17 protein-coding genes are annotated in these 16,280 nt (G+C 62.7%); 9 read left to right on the top strand and 8 right to left on the bottom strand.

Annotated features, from left to right (window positions below; genetic code table 11):
- Positions 1–885 precede the first annotated feature (885 nt).
- Positions 886–1,578, top strand: a complete 693-nt coding sequence (locus B0919_RS16875) for a hypothetical protein (RefSeq protein WP_078013447.1) — start codon at positions 886–888, stop codon at positions 1,576–1,578.
- Between the two features lie 406 nt (positions 1,579–1,984).
- Here the strand turns inward: B0919_RS16875 and uraH are convergent, their stop codons facing one another.
- Together uraH and B0919_RS16865 are read right to left on the bottom strand one after the other, a co-directional pair.
- Positions 1,985–2,395, bottom strand: coding sequence for a hydroxyisourate hydrolase (gene uraH, locus B0919_RS16870; RefSeq protein WP_078013446.1), 411 nt, complete (start codon positions 2,393–2,395; stop codon positions 1,985–1,987).
- Positions 2,396–2,577: 182 nt separating this feature from the next.
- Positions 2,578–3,426, bottom strand: a complete 849-nt coding sequence (locus tag B0919_RS16865) for a DUF5694 domain-containing protein (protein WP_078013445.1) — start codon at positions 3,424–3,426, stop codon at positions 2,578–2,580.
- A 444-nt stretch (positions 3,427–3,870) separates the two neighbouring features.
- Here B0919_RS16865 and B0919_RS16860 point away from each other — a divergent pair, with 444 nt between their 5' ends.
- Together B0919_RS16860 and B0919_RS24845 are read left to right on the top strand one after the other, a co-directional pair.
- Complete coding sequence (locus B0919_RS16860; protein ID WP_139362196.1) at positions 3,871–4,734, top strand: hypothetical protein; 864 nt, start codon at positions 3,871–3,873, stop codon at positions 4,732–4,734.
- A 196-nt stretch (positions 4,735–4,930) separates the two neighbouring features.
- Positions 4,931–5,146, top strand: a complete 216-nt coding sequence (locus B0919_RS24845) for a hypothetical protein (RefSeq protein WP_139362195.1) — start codon at positions 4,931–4,933, stop codon at positions 5,144–5,146.
- Between the two features lie 267 nt (positions 5,147–5,413).
- Here B0919_RS24845 and B0919_RS16855 read toward each other — a convergent pair whose 3' ends face one another.
- Positions 5,414–5,767 (bottom strand): hypothetical protein, encoded by a 354-nt coding sequence (locus B0919_RS16855; RefSeq protein WP_078013443.1) that lies wholly within the window; start codon positions 5,765–5,767, stop codon positions 5,414–5,416.
- A gap of 297 nt (positions 5,768–6,064) precedes the next feature.
- Between B0919_RS16855 and B0919_RS25360 the strand changes: the two genes are divergently transcribed.
- From B0919_RS25360 to B0919_RS16835, 5 genes are all read left to right on the top strand, one after another.
- Complete coding sequence (locus B0919_RS25360) at positions 6,065–6,490, top strand: hypothetical protein (protein WP_078013442.1); 426 nt, start codon at positions 6,065–6,067, stop codon at positions 6,488–6,490.
- A gap of 144 nt (positions 6,491–6,634) precedes the next feature.
- Positions 6,635–6,865 carry a hypothetical protein gene (locus B0919_RS16845; RefSeq protein WP_078013441.1) on the top strand — a complete coding sequence of 77 codons (231 nt, stop codon included), beginning with the start codon at positions 6,635–6,637 and terminating at the stop codon, positions 6,863–6,865.
- 275 nt (positions 6,866–7,140) lie between these two features.
- A complete protein-coding gene (locus B0919_RS16840) occupies positions 7,141–7,572 on the top strand; it encodes a hypothetical protein (protein ID WP_078013440.1) in 432 nt (143 codons plus the stop codon).
- A gap of 191 nt (positions 7,573–7,763) precedes the next feature.
- The gene (locus tag B0919_RS25355; RefSeq protein ID WP_176133095.1) at positions 7,764–7,931 is read left to right on the top strand and encodes a hypothetical protein; all 168 of its coding nucleotides are present in this window, start codon (positions 7,764–7,766) and stop codon (positions 7,929–7,931) included.
- Between the two features lie 89 nt (positions 7,932–8,020).
- Positions 8,021–9,151, top strand: coding sequence for a DUF692 family multinuclear iron-containing protein (locus B0919_RS16835; RefSeq protein WP_078013439.1), 1,131 nt, complete (start codon positions 8,021–8,023; stop codon positions 9,149–9,151).
- 368 nt (positions 9,152–9,519) lie between these two features.
- Here B0919_RS16835 and B0919_RS16830 read toward each other — a convergent pair whose 3' ends face one another.
- The 3 genes from B0919_RS16830 to B0919_RS16820 all read right to left on the bottom strand — a co-directional run bounded on the left by B0919_RS16830 (position 9,520) and on the right by B0919_RS16820 (position 11,014).
- Positions 9,520–9,957 (bottom strand): VOC family protein, encoded by a 438-nt coding sequence (locus tag B0919_RS16830; protein WP_078013438.1) that lies wholly within the window; start codon positions 9,955–9,957, stop codon positions 9,520–9,522.
- 143 nt (positions 9,958–10,100) lie between these two features.
- Positions 10,101–10,667: a hypothetical protein gene (locus B0919_RS16825; protein WP_078013437.1), complete on the bottom strand. Its 567-nt coding sequence runs from the start codon at positions 10,665–10,667 to the stop codon at positions 10,101–10,103.
- 8 nt (positions 10,668–10,675) lie between these two features.
- Positions 10,676–11,014 carry a hypothetical protein gene (locus B0919_RS16820; RefSeq protein WP_078013436.1) on the bottom strand — a complete coding sequence of 113 codons (339 nt, stop codon included), beginning with the start codon at positions 11,012–11,014 and terminating at the stop codon, positions 10,676–10,678.
- A gap of 313 nt (positions 11,015–11,327) precedes the next feature.
- On the opposite strand from B0919_RS16820, the gene B0919_RS16815 reads away from it, so the two are divergent.
- Positions 11,328–13,346, top strand: coding sequence for a hypothetical protein (locus B0919_RS16815; protein WP_139362194.1), 2,019 nt, complete (start codon positions 11,328–11,330; stop codon positions 13,344–13,346).
- A gap of 106 nt (positions 13,347–13,452) precedes the next feature.
- Here the strand turns inward: B0919_RS16815 and B0919_RS16810 are convergent, their stop codons facing one another.
- Both B0919_RS16810 and rlmF read right to left on the bottom strand, forming a co-directional pair.
- Positions 13,453–14,742 (bottom strand): T9SS type A sorting domain-containing protein, encoded by a 1,290-nt coding sequence (locus B0919_RS16810; RefSeq protein WP_139362193.1) that lies wholly within the window; start codon positions 14,740–14,742, stop codon positions 13,453–13,455.
- Between the two features lie 538 nt (positions 14,743–15,280).
- Complete coding sequence (rlmF, locus tag B0919_RS16805; protein WP_078013433.1) at positions 15,281–16,264, bottom strand: 23S rRNA (adenine(1618)-N(6))-methyltransferase RlmF; 984 nt, start codon at positions 16,262–16,264, stop codon at positions 15,281–15,283.
- Between the last annotated feature and the right edge of the window lie 16 nt (positions 16,265–16,280).

The following is a 16,280-nucleotide window of genomic DNA, read 5'->3' as shown; positions in this document are numbered from 1 at the left end:
GGCTCAACTTCTTTCGGCGCGTGGTGATGGACTACGAGTACACCCCGGAAAGCCACGCCGCCTGGATTCTCTGGGCAAACGTCACGCTCTGCCTCAATAGACTGCCTTGAATTCCCAAACACGCTCTTAACCTTACCTTGGGGATATTAAACTCCACACATCTAGTCTCCTGTAACTTTTCTCTTGCTCTTTTGGAAACACTAGCCCACTCAGTTTCGATAATACTTATCTTTCTTGCAAAAGAAGTGGTTGTGAAAACAGGAGGAAGTTCTTTAGGAAAATATCCTTTAGAAAGAAGTCGTTCTAAGTTCATTTTAGGCTGCTTGTAAAAGGCTTGAATATAATTAAATAAAAGTTGAGTTTGTATAAACAAAGCTGCCCACCAGAACATGGCAGGCGGCTTTTCAGTCCAGCAGTAGTGCGCTGAGCCCTCACGCTAGCAGCGTGGCCCGGTGGGCCGCAATGCTGGCCTTGATGGTAATCAGCAGTGCCACCTGGACGGCGTTTTGCTCCACATCGGCGAGGGCTCCTTGAGGTCAGTAGCTTGATGGGCGCACTTCTGCAGACGCTTTTTCTGCACTTACAGGGCCTCCAGCGCGTCGGAGTGGGTTTCGCGGGTTCCCTCGTCGATACCGACGAACCAATCCATACCGGTGTGCTTTTTCGGAGCTTGTCTATAGTTAAATAAAGCTTTGGGAAGTGAGCCGATGACTTTCTAGGATGGTAAAAAGTCTGGTGAAAAGCTCCACGGACCTTCTTGCATTGTAAACAAGCTGCGGCAGACTTCCCGAGTGTTTATGTACTGCGAAACAAGCCGAAGAAAATCATACGCGCTTGTTTCGCAATCCTTATCTTCCCCGACGATACCCTATCACGCTAGCTACGATGTCTACTACCGAAACTGCCGCCGCACCAGCGCCGGCCAAAGCCAAACGCCGCCGCGGGCACTTGCCCCTGACCGAAACCAAGCTGGCCGCCCTGGCCCTGATCGTGGCCCGGCACTGGGAAAGCGCCGAGCTGCCCGCGTTGCGCTGGCTTAGCAAAGAGGGGCTGCGGGCGCAGGCCGAGGCCTACCACCAGCACTGCGCCGCCGCCGATGCCGCCGGCGACGAGCGTACGCCCCAGGCCAGCCGCCTGCGCACCCTCGACCGGGAGTTTGACGCGGCCCTCAAGTACGTGAAGGGCTACCTGACCGAAACTTACGGCTGGGACGTGGCCCGCGGCCACCTGTCGGCCTTGGGCATCAGCACGGCCCGCTACACCTTGCCCCGACGGCGGGTGGAGCGCGTGCAGGCACTGGAAAAACTGCTGGCTGGCCTGGCCGCGCACGGCCTGACCGAGCGCAAATACGGGGTGGCCTACTGGCAGCCCCGCCACGCCGAATATGCCGCTCTGGTCGATGCCAGCCGGGATTCGGCGGGTCAGCGTAGCGGCCGGGTGAAGGCCAAGGTGCAGCAGGAACGGGCTTTGCGGCAGGCACTGCGCGCCCTCGTGCACTACATCAAGGCCAGCTACCCCACCACCTACCAGGCCGAGTTGCGCGCCTTCGGTTTTCAGAAGGAAAGTTTCGGTGGCTAGGTGCCGGGGCGGTAGCTGGTGCGGGGCACGAATAGTCAGGGTGTGTGGACAGTGAGCAAAGCCAATCCCTAATTGCTATGTAGAACGTCCTGCTCATCTGGCGTCCGCGCAGGCGAAGCCTCTCTACCGCTTCGTTGCGCCTCACGTTTGCCTCACCCCCCGGCTCCCTCTCCGAAAAGGGAAATGCGCATCAAGCATTTCTTCGGGGGAGCAAGGCGAAGCGGTAGAGATGATTAGCTACGCCGACCTTCGGTTCGGTAAGCTCAGCATGACCAAAATCTAAATTTCCAAACAGACTCGAAGTCGTACCCGTTCTCACAACTCTCCTAAGAACGATCTTAAACACCGCGCGCTAGCGGGATGGGAATCCGGCTAGCGCGCATAGGCCTTAGGAACAACGGGCAGCTCAGCTGCCCCGGTACGTGGAGTAGCCGAAAGGTGACAACGTGATGGGTACGTGGTAGTGGGCGCCATCTTTTATCTCAAACACCACATCGATATAGGGGTAAAACGAAGCTTGTTTTTGAGCCTCAAAGTAAGGCTGGGTCAGAAACGTGAGCTTGTAAATACCAGTATTGCCGGGGTTGCCAACTGCCGGCAGGAAGTTGCCGATGCGGCCAGCGGCATCGGTTTTTTTCTCGTCGATAGTGGTCCAGGCTTTCTTGGCGGAATCAAACTTTTCGAGACGCACCGTAACACCGGGGGCCGGTGCGCCAGTGCTGATGTTAAGAATATGGGTGCTAAGCTGGTGTTGTGAGCCTTGAGCCAGGCCCAATAAGGGCAGCAGGCTGAGTAGCACAATGAAAATTGCTTTCACGGGGTGACTTATGGGTGGAGAAATTAGCTGCTCAAAACCAGGAGCAGCACAAATGCTATGACAACCACCGTGCTTAATGAATGTTGCCGCTTACGCCTCTTCCAACGGGCGCAGATCCGCAAAACGCCAAAGCGGCGGGTTGCTACCAACGGTTCAGGCTGCTAAGTCGTCCGATTGCGCCGCTACTTCACCACATCCTTCAGCTCCTTGAGCCGGAAACGGGAGTCGTACTCGGCAAACTCGCGCAGCATGGCCGTGTGGCCCGCGCCCGCCAGCACCAGCACGCGCTGGTCGGCGGGCTCCACGGTTTTTTGCACCACCGAGTACATGTAGAGGTTGCGCCGGTACCACTCCGACACCAGCCAGGGCCCGGCGAAGCTCCCGATGCTGCCGGCCTTGTTGAGCAGGTCCAGGTAGGCGCCCTTGTTCTCGCGGTTGCTCTGGGGCGTGTTGAAATCGAGCAGGAGCTGGGTAAGGGTGAGGGTGCTGAGCTTCTGGTTCTGCTCGGCTTCGACCTTTTTGAAGGTTTCGCCAATGCGCTGCATCAGGGCATCCTGGTGCGCCTGCTGCATGGCCTTTTGCACGCTGTCGAAGGGGAAGCTGGTTTTGGTGTAGTCGAAGGCGTACACGCGCTTCAGGCCGGCTTTTTTGGCGGTGCGGAAAGCCAGCTGGATAATCTCGTTTTTCAGGTAGAAGTCGCGCTGCCCGGGCTTGGCGTACTTGGCCCGGATGGCCTGCTCGTACTGCCCGCCCAGGTAGAGCTGGTAGAGCGCGTCGAGCTCGGCTTGGCTGTTCCAGTCCCACTCCACGAACACCTTGTCGGGATGCCACTGGCTGAGGCGGCCGGTCATGGTTTCCAGCTCGGCCTGGGCCTTAGGCGCCAGCACGTCGAAGGATTTGGTCTTGACGATGTCGGCGCCGGGGTTGTGAAAGTGGAAGGTGCCGAGCAGCAGCAGCTCGGCGGGCTTGGTTTGGGCCGGGGCCCCGAGGCTCAGCAGCAGGGCGCCGAGCAGGAATAGAAGGTTTTTCATAGGAAAAGCCCGAGAGGGGGGAGGAACCATACGGCCGCCTTGGCGCGGCCCGAAGCAGCAGATGCGCGCCGGGGCCCAATCGTTGCTCCGCCGGGGTTACGGCTACTGCCGGCCCGGGCTTGGTGGAGTGCACAAGCAGGCCCGGCACCCGCCCGGCCCGCGTACCGGGAAGTTACGCCCGCTGCCACTGGCCCCGACTACCCGGCTCGTATACCGGGCGGCAAACCCAGGGGGCTTACTCCAGAGAATTGACCGGGGCCCGCTAGCTTTAAGCCGCTTTTCAGGTAATGAAGCTGTTCAGGAAGTGCCTGGCACGTCATGTCGAGCTTGTCGAGACATCTCGCTGGATAGTAATTCCTTCGTTGAACTGAGAATACTCTCCAACGTCAGCACGCGAGATGTCTCGACAAGCTCGACATGACCGTTCTTAAACAGCTTTAATGTATGCGCTCAGTCGTCGGTGGCTTATTAATTATGGGTATGGGAGCAGGAGCGGTAGCTGCCTGCAGCACTGCACCCCAGGAACAACAGAAAGCCGCCCGGAAGGCTGCGCCGGGGGCCGCAGCGCCCCAAGCGGCCGTAGCGGCCACGCCGCCGCCCGCCGCAGCCCCGGCCGCGCCGCCGGAGCCGGCCGTAAGCGAGTACCAGTACCCCGATTCGCTGCAGGCGTATGCGGGCGCGCGGCCCATGCGGTTCCGCTGCGTGCCCGACGCAGAGCTGCGGGCCGAAATCCAGGCCAGCCCCTGGCTGGCCGACACCGTGGCGGGGCGCTATGTGGTGTTGCGGGAGCTGTTCAAGCCGGCCCGCATCCTCTACCGCCCCCACGCCGCGGCTACGTGCTGGCTGGAAGTCCGGCCCGAGGACGTGGGCGAGTCCGGTACCGTGGGCGGGGACTTTACCGTGGATACCGCCTCCCTCGGGCCCGGGCGCCGCGTGCTGCTGCTGAACCTGCGCGGGCACAACCACTTCTGGGGCGGCAGCCTCGACTACGGCCTCACCAACCTCGTGGACGTGACGGCCGAGCCCCTGCTTCTGCTCAAAACCGAGGCCCTGCGCGAAAACGTCAGCTTCGGGCGTGAAAACGACTCGGTGTTTGACGAGGACGCCGCGGGCAGCGAAAAGCGGGAGCAGCAGGTGAGCATACAGCAGGGGCTCATTCGCGTGAGCCCGGCCACCCAGGCCCTCACGGGCTCCATGGAGGACCCCAATGCCCCGGCCGACGGCGTACTAAAGCCTACCCCAAAAAGCATGCTGCCCGCCGGCCGCTACCGGTATCAGCGCGGCCGGGTGCTGCGCGCCGGAAAGTAACCTGGGGCGGCAGCAACGGAAAGCTGCTGGAGTGACCAGAGATTCAGCCGTTTTTGGGCATTCTGAGCAGCTTTTGCCCAGTATTTGGGTGCCGCCAAACAAAAAGAAGAGCGTAGGCTGGAACTTAAATGAAAAATTAAGTTCACTTAAATGACTTTGGGCTGACCCTTTTCGGGGTCGTTGTGGTTAGTAGCGTATGTCAAGTTCTTCTAAACGCCCCCGCGCGAGCAAAACCGCCGAAACCGCGCCCGCGGTAACCCTGTCCCACGCCGAGCATATGCAACTGCTGCAGAGCCGCGAACAGGGCAAAACCGTGATGTACAAGCAGGATGCCTGGGGCCACATCGAAACGCGCTTTGTTCGTTCGCAAAACGTGAAGCTCTGGGAAGCCAAAGGCTACCTGGTCCGCTAACACGGCCTGTGGCAGAGTATTCGTTCACGGGGCCTCCCGCCGGCACCGCGAACCGGGCTGTTCACCTGGAATTACCCCGCCGAAAGGCTAAAAAGACAAGCGGCTGAAGCTACCCGAGCTTCAGCCGCTTTTGTGTTTGCTTCGGACTGGTTCTGAACCTGCTTCCGGGACTTCGGAAGTACGTTCTTGTGGCAGGCAATGCGCGCTTTGCCCCAGCATCCAGCTACTGATGCTGGCGGAACTACCTGCGCGTACTGGCGGGCGCTTTTACCACTCCCGCCACTCCGAGGCCAGGCCTTCGCCGTCGCCGTAGTCGGCGAAGTTGAGGCCGCAGGCCTGGGTGACGGCGTTGGTCAGCTCGCACAGGTCTTCCCGCTCGCCGGTTTCGATAACGTCGGCGTGGTCGTTGGTAATGGCAATGGCCTGCTCGAAGCACTCGATTTTCTGGGCCGCCGGGGCCTCCGGGCCCAGCTCGATAAGGCGGTCAATCAGCTGGTCGTAGGCTTGCTCGATGCGGTTGCAGTCTTCCTGTTCGTCGGGCTGCTGCCAGTACTTGCGCCAGCGGGTGAAGGGGTACTGCTGTTTAACGGCGTGAAGCTGGTCGGCGTAGGGGGTAGGCATAAGGTGTAGGGGTAAGGAGGTGGGGCCAAATTAGCACTCAAATGCTGACGCCCGCCTGTCAGCACCGGCGCAGCGGCTGTATCGGGCAGGGGCGGTAGCCTGGGGTCGTGGCGCGTGCGTGCTGCTCCGCAGGCCGCTTCAAGCTGACAGGCTGCTGATGATTAGGCCGTTTAGCGGTAAGGCCGGCTCCTTGCAGCCTCGGCACAACCTTCCACGCCTCGCCTGCGAATACCGGATTCCCTGCCCGCACCACGCTGCCCCCAAGCGGCGGCGCGGGCTTCCTTACTCCGCACGGCTATGGGCAAGAAAAACAAGAAGAAAAAGAAACAGGACAGCGTTTCGGATGATCTGTTCGACGCCACGGCGCTATCCATCAAGAAGTACCGCAAGGTGACCAACGAAATAGCCAAGCTCAGCCCCTTGCAGAAGGTGGTGGGCGGTTTGGCACTGCTCGCGGGTGGGTACTTCTACCTGAAAAATCTGCAGGACAGCGACGATTGGCGCAATTCGCCGGTGGCGGGGCTGCTGCCGCCCTGGTTGCCCGCGCCCCGCCGCATGCACTACGACGAAGACGCGCAGGTGGAAGATGCGCCGGACGCCGAGCCCGACGAGGCCGAGCCCGCGCGCGCGCCGCGGCCGCACAAGCACCGCAAAGCCCCCAAGTCGGATAAGCACGCCGGCAGCTTCGGCAAGAAAGCCGCCGCGAGTCCCGAGGACCTCTAGCATCGGCCGCGGGCTGGCCCTGCTGATGCGCAGCGCGCATGTTAAGAATCGTGCCGGTGGCAACCTTGCGCCCACGAATTGCGCATACCCTAGTTCCCGCCTGCACGGACCAAGTACCTCCTTTTCCATTTACCAAGCACTGCCATGTCGAAAAAGAAAAACAAAGCCCCGAAAAAGAAGAAGACCCTGCTCGGGGGCGCTATGAAATCCATCAAGAAGCTGAGCACCACGCAAAAAGTGGTAGGCGGTTCGGCCCTGGTAGCCTTGGGCCTGGGCTACGTGGCGCAGCGCCGCGGCCTGTTCAGCGCAGCCCCCGGCGACACCGACGCCAACACCGGCGAAAGCCTCAACTCCATGGAAGGCGCCAGTCTTTAGGCAGGGCCTGGCACAAGGCCGCCGGCTTGCCAGGAGCCCACACTTGCCCCCGAAGCCGAAACCACCAGGGGCCGAAGCTGCCATAGCTTCGGCCCCTGGTGGTTTCGGCGTTTGTAGCGCGTAGCTTTACCTCCCTGACGGATTGCGTTTGGGGGCCTTGCCGCGTGTCGGCGGCCCGGGGGCGCATGGTCATCCTGCTTAGCCTCATGCCTGAAGCGGTGCCCGGCCTTGGTGCCGCCTGCTGTGGGCCTTGCCTCTTACGTTAGTTTCTGTGCATGCCCGATTCCGCCTCCCTTTATTTTGCCAATGCTGCGGCTGAAGTGCAGCCCGATCCGGAAGGCTTCGCGCTGATGCGCTGGCAGCCCGGGCCGCGCCAGCTGTCCGATTATCAGGATGCCATGAACGCCCTGCTGCGCGTGATTCGGGCCGTGGGCACGGGCAAGGCCTTGGTCGACCACCTGCGTATCGCCCCGCTCACCGAAGCCGAGCAGCACTGGGTGGCCACCAACTGGCTGCCGCGCGCCGTGGTGCAGGGCAACTACCGCTACGCCGCGCTGCTGAGCACCGCCGAGGCCATGGCCTGGCTGAACCGCCTGGACCCGCAACTCCTCGGCTGGCCGCAGGCCCCGACTTATATGGTCTTCGATAATGAGCAGAAGGCGCGGGCGTGGTTACGCGCCCAAGTCGTGGTGGAGTCGCGGATTTAGGCCCGGCAGCAGTACTCGGTGAGCCGCTCAAACAGGAACCGTTACGGCGCCCAGGACCACGATAGGTCTTACCAGCCCACCAGTCGCTACACCCATCGGGGAGTTTAGCAGGGCTTTGCAACCTCTGCGCACCGGGCCGGCTCCTGTAGCTGACAACTGTTGTCTGCTTTTTTCAAATTACCCGACTCGCTATGAAACTACCCAAAGCCGTACTCGGCGCCGTACTCATCGGTATTACGGTGCAAGCAGCCACCACCAGCTGCATCAAGAAAGGCGACCCTACGCCCAAGGGCGAGCAAGGCGGCGTAAAACCCGGCCTCAACGGCCCCGACAGCTGCCCCGGTTGCGGCATGGGCTAAGGAGCAGGTTGGATTTCATGACTTCGGCTGCGTCTAGCAGGATTTCAGCCAACGTCACGGCATCCTGAACCACGTATTTCCGCTGCGCTATGCACTCGGAGCAAGCCCCCATCTACTCAGCAGTAGCCTGCAACCTGGATGCGAACATCCTGGGGGCGGCGTTTCCGCTGCTAGAAGACGGCCGCATCGAGGCCCTGGAATGGGCTTTTGATACCTTGTTCTGGGCCGAGCAGATTCCGGACTGGTTTACGAATCTGCTCGATGCCTACAGCCAGGCCGGGCGACTGGTGGGCCACGGCGTGTTTTTCTCGCTGCTCTCGGGCCGCTGGACGCCCGAGCAGCAGCAGTGGCTGGCGCACCTGCGGCAGGTGGCCGCGCGCTTCGGCTTCGACCATATTACCGAGCACTTCGGCTTTTTTACAGGCCAGAACTTCCACCACGGCGCCCCGCTGCCCGTGCCGTACTCGCGCACGGCCCTGCGCCTGGGCCACGACCGACTCGGGCGCATTGCCGAGGCCTGCCGCTGCCCGGTGGGCCTCGAAAACCTGGCTTTTGCTTACTCCCTCGACGAGGTGAAGCGCCACGGCACCTTCCTCGACGAGCTGCTGGCGCCCGTCAATGGCTTCGTCATCCTAGACCTGCACAACCTCTACTGCCAGCTGCACAACTTCGCCGTGCCCTACGACGAGCTGCTGGCCCTGCAGCCGTTGGCGCGGGTACGCGAAATCCATATTTCCGGCGGCAGCTGGGAAGACTCGGCGTTGGTGCCGGGCCGCCGCATCCGCCGCGACACCCACGACGAGGCCGTGCCCGAGGAAGTGTTTGAGCTGCTGGCCTGGACGCTGCCCCGCTGCCCCAACCTGAAGTACGTGGTGCTGGAGCAGCTCGGCAGCGGCCTGACTACCGAGCAGAGCCGCGCGCAGTTTCGCCACGAGTTTGAGCGCATGGCCGCCTTGGTGGAGCAGCACCGCCGCGCCCGGCCGGCCACCAATGCATTTCGGCCGCCGCTGCCCGGCCTCAGCAGCCCCGCCGCCGAAGATGCGGCCCTACACGAGCAGCAGCGGCAGCTTTCACACATTCTGGAAACGGCCACTTCCTGCGAGCAGGCCCGCGAGCAGCTGCAGGCTTCGGCCCTGGCGCACACCGATTGGCGCATCGAGCAATGGGAGCCGCACATGCTCGAAACGGCCGTGCGCATCGCGCAGAAGTGGAAAGAGTAGCGCTGCCGCAGTGGCTGCGAGTAGGGACGTAACGCTTTGGCAAGCAGAAATAACCGGTGTGACGGAATGTCGAAGCCAACCAGCCGCGAACTATAGCGCGGCGGCGCCAGCTGCGCCGCCGCGTGTGCAGCCTTGGCCACAAACGCCGAACCGCCGCGGCGGACCAACAGGGCGCCGGGCGGTTCGGGGTGTGAGTTGGAGGTAGTTGAGGCTTCTTAGGTCATAGGCAGGGTAGGCTGAAGTACGAAACAGAGCGGGGCAGGCACTTAGGCACGCAGCGGCGCGTAGTGCTGCACCACGATGCCGCCGTTAAAGGCCGTGGCGGCGACCAGCTTCAGCGGCTGCGCGGCCGGCCGGCAAGCATCTGCTTACGAGGCGCTGACTTCGGTGGCGGGCTCGGTCTGCGGCACAAAGGCCGGGTCCATGTACATCAGCTCCCAGAGGTGGCCGTCGAGGTCCTGGAAGTTGCGCCCGTACATAAACTCTACTTCCGGGCCACCGGCCTTGACGGGCTGACCGCCGGCGGCCAGGGCCCGGTCTGCCATCTCATCGACGGTGGCGCGGCTATCGAGCTGCAGGCAGAGGATGGCTTCCGTACACTGCCGAGCGTCGGCAATGGGTTTGGTGATAAAGGTCTGGAAGAAGGGCTCCGTCAGCAGCATCACGTAGATATCGTCGCCGACAATCATGCAGGTGCCGTTGGTGTCGGAAAACTGCTGATTGAAGCTAAAGCCGATCTGCGTGAAGAAGGCAATGGAAGCGTTGAGGTCCTTGACGGGCAGGTTGACGAAAATCTTGGTAGCCATGGCGGTTTGGGTTGAAGGTTTATGCCAAAGGTATTAGCATAAGCCGGGGCCCTCGGTGGCCAATTGCGACAACCAGCGGGTGCTTTGCGACAACGATATTAGCAAACTTGAGGAGGGGCCAAACCGACGCCAACTAGCCACGATCAGGCAAGCAGCCAGAAGCGCCAACCGCCCCAATAGCGGCTGTAATGCGCCTGAAAGCTTTCGAACTGATTGGGCGCGGGCAGGCCGTGGGCAGCGGCAAAAGCGGCGTATGCGGCCTGGTCAGGAAAGTCCTGGTACTGCTTGGTTCGCAGGTCGTAGGTGAAGTAGCTGCGCTCAGTGGTAGCGGCGCAGAGCACGTCGTCGGTTATCTGGTAGGCTTCCAGGTGTAGTTGGTCGCCTACTGTATCGGGGAGCTCCGTCGGGGCAAAATACGCGTCCGTACCGTTGAGTTCTTCCAGCGCCTCGCCGTGGCCCAGCGGCACCCGCGAGTAGTCGCCCAGGCCGTGGTTGCCCCAATACGTAAACGAGTGCCAGAACAGGGCGCCGGACAGCACAAAGCCGCTGGCCCACCACAGCCGCCCTGGCCGCCGCGCCGCATCGGCCAGAAGGCCACCAGGCCTGAACGCGGCCACCAGCCGGCACAGGCCCAGCAGCAGCGTGGCGTATAGCGAAGCCTGCACGGCAATCTTGACTAGCGTAAACGCCAGGTGAAACAGTGCTTCCATGCTCGGGGCTACTTTACCGGCCGCGGGCGCACCTCGCCCGTGAGCTTATCGATCTGGAAAGCAGCGCGGTTGGGCATGCGCCCCGCCCAGTCGGTGCGCGGCACCAGGGCCTGCCACTCCGCGTCTACTTCCACCAGGGCCGCCGAGTCGACCACGTACAGATTGGCCTGGGGCTGACCCTGGATGTAGCGGCGCAAGGCGGCGCGGGCGGCGCCTTCGGTGGCAGCGCCCCCGTCGGTAGGGGCCGGCGCCGATTGTACCACGGGCGTATCGGGGTTGGTGGCGGCTTGCTGGCAGCTGGCAAAGGCAGCAACAACGGGCAGTGCGGACAACAGGAGCTTTTTCATGACGGGAAGATAAACGCAGGCCCGGCTCCGCCGTTGTGGGCGCGTGGCGAGTGGCAAGGCGTCAGGCTGAGGCCGGATGCGCTGTGCACGGTTCGCAAGCCGATAAACGAGCAGCAAGGGTAGGCAGCATTGGACGGCATACCAAATACTTCCGCTCATATACCACGGCTGCCGGTTCGCCCGCATTGTCTGCCGCCACGCCGTGGCAGTCGACATCTTCAGCGGCAACTCCAGCTGTTGCCCGGTTTCAGCTATGTGCCGCGGCGTACGGCCGTTCCGCTCTGTTTATTCTACTGCTAATCCCTGCGTACACATGTCCGAAATAACTGCTGCCGCGCCGGCCCGGCGCCGCTTGGTTCCCTCCATTACGGGGCCGAAATCCTTGCTGCCAGCCGATGCCACACCGCCACCGCCTTCTGTCGGCACGCCGCCCGGCATTGCCCTGAGCAGCGGGGTAGGGGCGCCGTTTGTGGGCGTGGATAGCAGCGGAGATTTGATGCAGATTTCGGTGGCGGCCGACGGCACGCTGTGGCTGCTCAACCAGACCGAGGACGGTGATGCGCTATGCACTTACAACTTCGCGGCCGCCACGCTGCAGCAGGTGTACGTCTCAGATGACCAGGTAATCTGGCTGACGGCCGTGGCGGCTGACTGTGCCTACGTGGTGGTCAATGGCCCCGCACAAACGTGGATTGGCCGCGTCACGGCTGCGGGGCAGATGCAGCAGCTCGGCGCCCTGCCGGGCGGCGCCACGGCCGTGCAGGTAGCAGCCGCGCCCGATGGTACCGTGTGGGCGCTGGATGGCCAAGGCCACACGTATGCTTACAACGCATCCGCGGCTGCTTTTCAGGCGGTGGCCGCGCCGGCGTTGGCGTTTAGCAGCGTTTCGGTGGGCTCGGCGGAACTGGTAGTGGGCCTGGCTACGCAAAACGGCCAAGGCGACGCCACGGCCTGGACCTGGACGCCTCCGACGGGCTGGCAGCCACTAGCGGCGCTGCAGCACACCACTGGTCAGTGGCTGGCTGCTTGCTCCGACGGGGCCCTGTGGCTGCTGAGCGGTACGGTGCTTACGGTGCTCACCCCGGACGGGGTCGTGCAGGCCATGGATGTGTCGGGCATTCAGTACCCCAGCTCCTGGACGGCCGCTTCCCGCATGAGCGCCTACGCCCTTGGGGGCGTGGATGAACAATTTGCCATTGTACCCGTGGCCCTGGGCGTGCTCGATCTGCCCGCCACGCCCTGGCCGGCCCAAACGCCCGATCAGCAACTGGCCTACCAGTACATTTCCACCACGCTCAACATTACCTCGCCGGGGGGTATCCGGGGGCAGTACAAGAATAAGATTGCGCCCCTGAGCAGCTGGCAGACCGGCCTGGCCGTCATGGCTGCACCCGCCAACGTGCCACCGGCCGACTGGCAGGCGGTGAAAACGCAGATCAACACCGAGCTGACGTACGTGCAGGCCGTCAACAACCTGTTTACCGAATTGGGTACGCTCACTGGGTACGTCGGCACGATGCAGGCCGACCAGCTGCAGGGCGTAGCCACGGCCGTGGGGCTTACCGTGCAGGCACAGGGCCCTTCCAAGGTGACCGTAGTGCTCAATTCGCTGGTTTCGACGCTGGTTACGCGCCTGGGCAGCCTGTTTCCGCCGCCCTACGGGCTGGTGGTGTCGCTGATTGGCTCGGGACTGATGGCCGCTTCCAACTACACCCAACAGCAATACGACCCCAGCGGCCCTCAGGGCAGCCTCAAAGTGGCCTATTCGCAGCTAGCCACGGCCATGGCGGCCAATATCGCCACCACTGTGACCATGCAGGGCAACGAGCAGCAAACCATCGTCACGGACTGGGGCAAGCTCAGCGCCGCCGGCCAGGCCATTAGCCAGGGCATCTGGACGTGGCCCGACAACCTGACCGGGCAGATGCTCACGGGCCTGGAGCCGGTGATGCAGCTGTACTTCTACCAGGCCCTGATGCCGGCCGCCTGGCAAATTCTGCAGGGCATCATGGTGTTTTCGCCGCTGCCGCCGCCCGTGGTGCCGCCCCACATGCCCAATCACGCCATGCTCACCAAGTCAGTAACGAATAGCAGCTACGATTTGCTGGTGTGGTACTACATCTGCTGCGCGCTGGGCTCGGAGGCCAATGTGGTGCAGAACACCGGCCCGTACCCCAGCCCCGTGCTCATGCAGAGCATCTTCGAGCTGGGCGTCAATCCTGAAGATGTCTTCGGCGGCCAGAACGGCTGGGCACTGCCCACCGTGCAAAGCCCCGGCTGGTCGGAGCCACCCGCGGCAGTGGGCTGGCAGCCCTACAACCCCAACGATTAGTGCCGGACATAGCCGGGCCGTAGCTCGGCTATCGACTCTGCGTGGCACCGCGCACAAAAAAGCCCGACCACACGGCCGGGCTTTTTACATGCTCATAGCGGGTAGCTTATTCCGAGCCTTTGACGAGTTTGCGGCGGTACGTTTTGGCGTCGGTTTTCACCTCCACGTAGTACACGCCCGCCGGTACGCCGGTAAGGTCCACGGTGTAGGGCTGCACCAAGCTGGTGGCCGGCACGCGCACCTGACGCACTTGCTGCAGGTGGCCGTTGAATACCGTCAGTACGGCGGTGCCGGTGGCCTTTTCCGGCAGGCGCACGTGGAACTGCTTAGCCGCCGGCACCGGGTAGATGTCCATATCAGCGGGCGCCGTAGCCGGAGCGGCCGGGGCCACGCGGGCTGCGCCGGCCGCGCGGCTGGACGACGTAACCTGCCGGCTCTTGCTCACGCCAAGGTATTCGCGGTGGCCGGGCAGGTCCCAGGTGTTGCTGTAGCCGCTTTCCAGCAAGCTGTTGGCCGTGATGGCGAACAGGCTGGCTTCGTTTTGCGCGTCGGGCTGGCTCATGTTGTGTGGCATGGAGGCCGAGCTATAGCCTTCAAACGCCCATTCGTTTAGCCCCAGGCTGCTGGCGGCTTCCTCGGCCACCACGGCCGCGTTGATATGGTCGCCGTGGTCGGGGCGGTTCCAGTCGGTGATGTGGTCTTCGGAGTAGTTGAGGAAGCGGTAGGGGTAGTAGTTGGTGTCGTAGAACTCCGGCGTCCACTCCTTCTGCATGATTTCGGCTACCTGGTCGGCCACGTCCGTGCGGTTGGCGTAGCTGGAGCTGCCGTCGATGGTTTTCACCGACTGGTTATCGTTGACGAGGCTGTCCAGCGCCGTGGCCGTCAGGAAGTCGTAGCTCCCCGCGCCGCCGAGCTTCACCGCCTCGCCCACGCGGTCGGGCAGACGCAGGAAATAGTGTACCGTGTTGCGGTAGGCGTAGGTAGCGATGTTGCGCCCGCCGGCGAGGTGGTAGTTGCTCTTTACCCAGGTGGTGCCCACGCTCGTCGGCCCGACGCGGCCGCCCGCGTACTGGTTGGTCACGAACCGGCTGGCATTGGCCGCGGCTCGCTCCCGCGCCTGGTAGTAGGGTAGGGTGGCGTACGGGTACTGGGAATCGTAGCCCGTGCGCCGCTTATCGTCGCCCGAGGTCAGGTAAATGAAGATGATCTTGCCACGCGTGTCGGTCAGGTCGCCGTACGCGTTGGGGCTCATAAATAGCTGCCAATCGTCGGGGTGGGCTACCACATAGAACGAAATGGCTTGGGGCGACGGCAGAATGGGCCGGGCCTGTTGTTGCGCCTGGGTCAGCGTAGCTTGCCAGAGCAGAAGCATCACCCAGAGGTAAGCTTGTTTCATAGAAAATAGAATGGAATGGAACAGAACCTGCGGCGCTTCCGCAGGCGGCAAAACAAGTGATAAGTGCTTGCCGCAGCCCGTTAGGCCGCACAAGCGGGCGTTGCCCCATGGGGCAACAAGTAGCAATAGGGTAGTAGACGAGCAGGCGCAGTGGCTGAAAGCCAGTGGAAAGATAGAAGCGCCCCGGCGCATTGCAACGAGCCCGCAATCATTTAATCTACCTCTGCGGTGATGATGCCTGCTAGCCCAGCGAGGCTGGCTATCCGTTGGGGCAACGGCGTGCGGCTGGTTAGTTGCTGCCCACGCACCGGCTCCTGATACTAGTAGAGGAGCCTCGTGCGCATCCATGCTTCGCCAGCCGCCTCCCCAGCGCAAGGCTATGGCTGCTGGTATTGCTGGGCCTTTGCGCAGGTGCCGGACTGAAGGCAGTGCATATGAACGAACGTCTTCCCGCCCACAAGCCATACGTCAGGCCGGGTCGGGAAGACGTTTGGTAGCCAGGTGGTTGAATAAAACCCGCCTTACTGGCTCACGCAGGCTAAGTTGCCGCTTGGGTCGCCCAGCGTTTCTGCCGCCACTGCTGGCGTTGCTCAGGGGTGAGGAACGTCCAGGCCACGAAGCGGCTCACTTTCTGGCCCTGCGCCATGTCCACGGTGCGCACTTCGGTGGCGCGCAGCTTCTGCAAGGATTTGTAGAGGCCCGGCAAGGTGTCTTTTTTCGATACCAGAGTCGTAAACCAGTAGCAGTTGGGGCGCAGCAGCGCGCTTTCCTCCGCCATGCGCCAGAGGAAAGTAGCCTCGCCGCCGGGCGTCCACAGCTCGTGGGCCTGGCCACCGAAGTTCAGGGCTGGCTTGGTACCAGCAGCGGCGCCGAGGTTGTGCGTTTTACGACGGTTGGCGGCTTCGGCCTCCGCCGCCGAGGCGTGAAACGGCGGGTTGCAAAGCGTGAGGTCGAAGTATTCCGTGGGCTTTACCACGCCGCTGAAAATATCGGTGGCGTGGGGCTGCAGGCGCACATCCACGGCGCCCGTCAGGCCGCGATTGGCGGCCACGATTTGCCGGGCCACGCGCACGGCCGTCGGGTCCACATCGGTGCCCACGAAGCGCCAGCCGTACTCGCGGTGGCCGATGATGGGGTAAATGCAGTTGGCGCCCACGCCCACGTCGAGCACCCGGATGCCCTTGCCACGCGGAATGACGCCGGCGTGGTCCTCGGCCAGCAGGTCGGCCAGGTGATGGATGTAATCGGCGCGGCCGGGAATGGGTGGGGTGAGGTAGCCAGCGGGCAAGTCCCAGTGGTCGATGCCGTAAAAGTGCTTCAGCAGCGCCTGGTTCAGGGCTTTCACGGCGGCCGGGTTGGCAAAGTCAAGGCTGGCTTCGCCTTGGGTGGCGGGCGTCGTCACGTACGGAGCCAGGGTGGGCGAGGCCTGCATTAGCTGCGCAAAATCATAGCGGCCGCGGTGGCGGTTGCGCGGGTGCAGTTCGTGCTTATCGGCCGGTGGGCCCTGCTGGGGTGAAGTCATGGGGCAAAGGTAACGG

The sequence above is a fragment of the Hymenobacter sp. CRA2 genome (assembly GCF_002007105.1).
Lineage (GTDB): Bacteria > Bacteroidota > Bacteroidia > Cytophagales > Hymenobacteraceae > Solirubrum.
Note: the sequence above shows the minus strand (reverse complement) of the source record. Positions and strands in the feature narration are given on the sequence as shown.

Coding starts and splice junctions, on each gene's coding strand:
- B0919_RS16825 (WP_078013437.1), bottom strand. CDS start 10,667: ATGGAAGCACTGTTTCACCTGGCGTTTACGCTAGTCAAGATTGCCGTG.
- B0919_RS16820 (WP_078013436.1), bottom strand. CDS start 11,014: ATGAAAAAGCTCCTGTTGTCCGCACTGCCCGTTGTTGCTGCCTTTGCC.
- B0919_RS16830 (WP_078013438.1), bottom strand. CDS start 9,957: ATGGCTACCAAGATTTTCGTCAACCTGCCCGTCAAGGACCTCAACGCT.
- B0919_RS16855 (WP_078013443.1), bottom strand. CDS start 5,767: ATGCCTACCCCCTACGCCGACCAGCTTCACGCCGTTAAACAGCAGTAC.
- B0919_RS16835 (WP_078013439.1), top strand. CDS start 8,021: ATGCACTCGGAGCAAGCCCCCATCTACTCAGCAGTAGCCTGCAACCTG.
- B0919_RS16845 (WP_078013441.1), top strand. CDS start 6,635: ATGTCGAAAAAGAAAAACAAAGCCCCGAAAAAGAAGAAGACCCTGCTC.
- B0919_RS16840 (WP_078013440.1), top strand. CDS start 7,141: ATGCCCGATTCCGCCTCCCTTTATTTTGCCAATGCTGCGGCTGAAGTG.
- B0919_RS16865 (WP_078013445.1), bottom strand. CDS start 3,426: ATGAAAAACCTTCTATTCCTGCTCGGCGCCCTGCTGCTGAGCCTCGGG.
- rlmF (WP_078013433.1), bottom strand. CDS start 16,264: ATGACTTCACCCCAGCAGGGCCCACCGGCCGATAAGCACGAACTGCAC.
- B0919_RS24845 (WP_139362195.1), top strand. CDS start 4,931: ATGTCAAGTTCTTCTAAACGCCCCCGCGCGAGCAAAACCGCCGAAACC.
- B0919_RS16875 (WP_078013447.1), top strand. CDS start 886: ATGTCTACTACCGAAACTGCCGCCGCACCAGCGCCGGCCAAAGCCAAA.
- B0919_RS16815 (WP_139362194.1), top strand. CDS start 11,328: ATGTCCGAAATAACTGCTGCCGCGCCGGCCCGGCGCCGCTTGGTTCCC.
- B0919_RS25355 (WP_176133095.1), top strand. CDS start 7,764: ATGAAACTACCCAAAGCCGTACTCGGCGCCGTACTCATCGGTATTACG.
- B0919_RS25360 (WP_078013442.1), top strand. CDS start 6,065: ATGGGCAAGAAAAACAAGAAGAAAAAGAAACAGGACAGCGTTTCGGAT.
- B0919_RS16860 (WP_139362196.1), top strand. CDS start 3,871: ATGCGCTCAGTCGTCGGTGGCTTATTAATTATGGGTATGGGAGCAGGA.
- B0919_RS16810 (WP_139362193.1), bottom strand. CDS start 14,742: ATGAAACAAGCTTACCTCTGGGTGATGCTTCTGCTCTGGCAAGCTACG.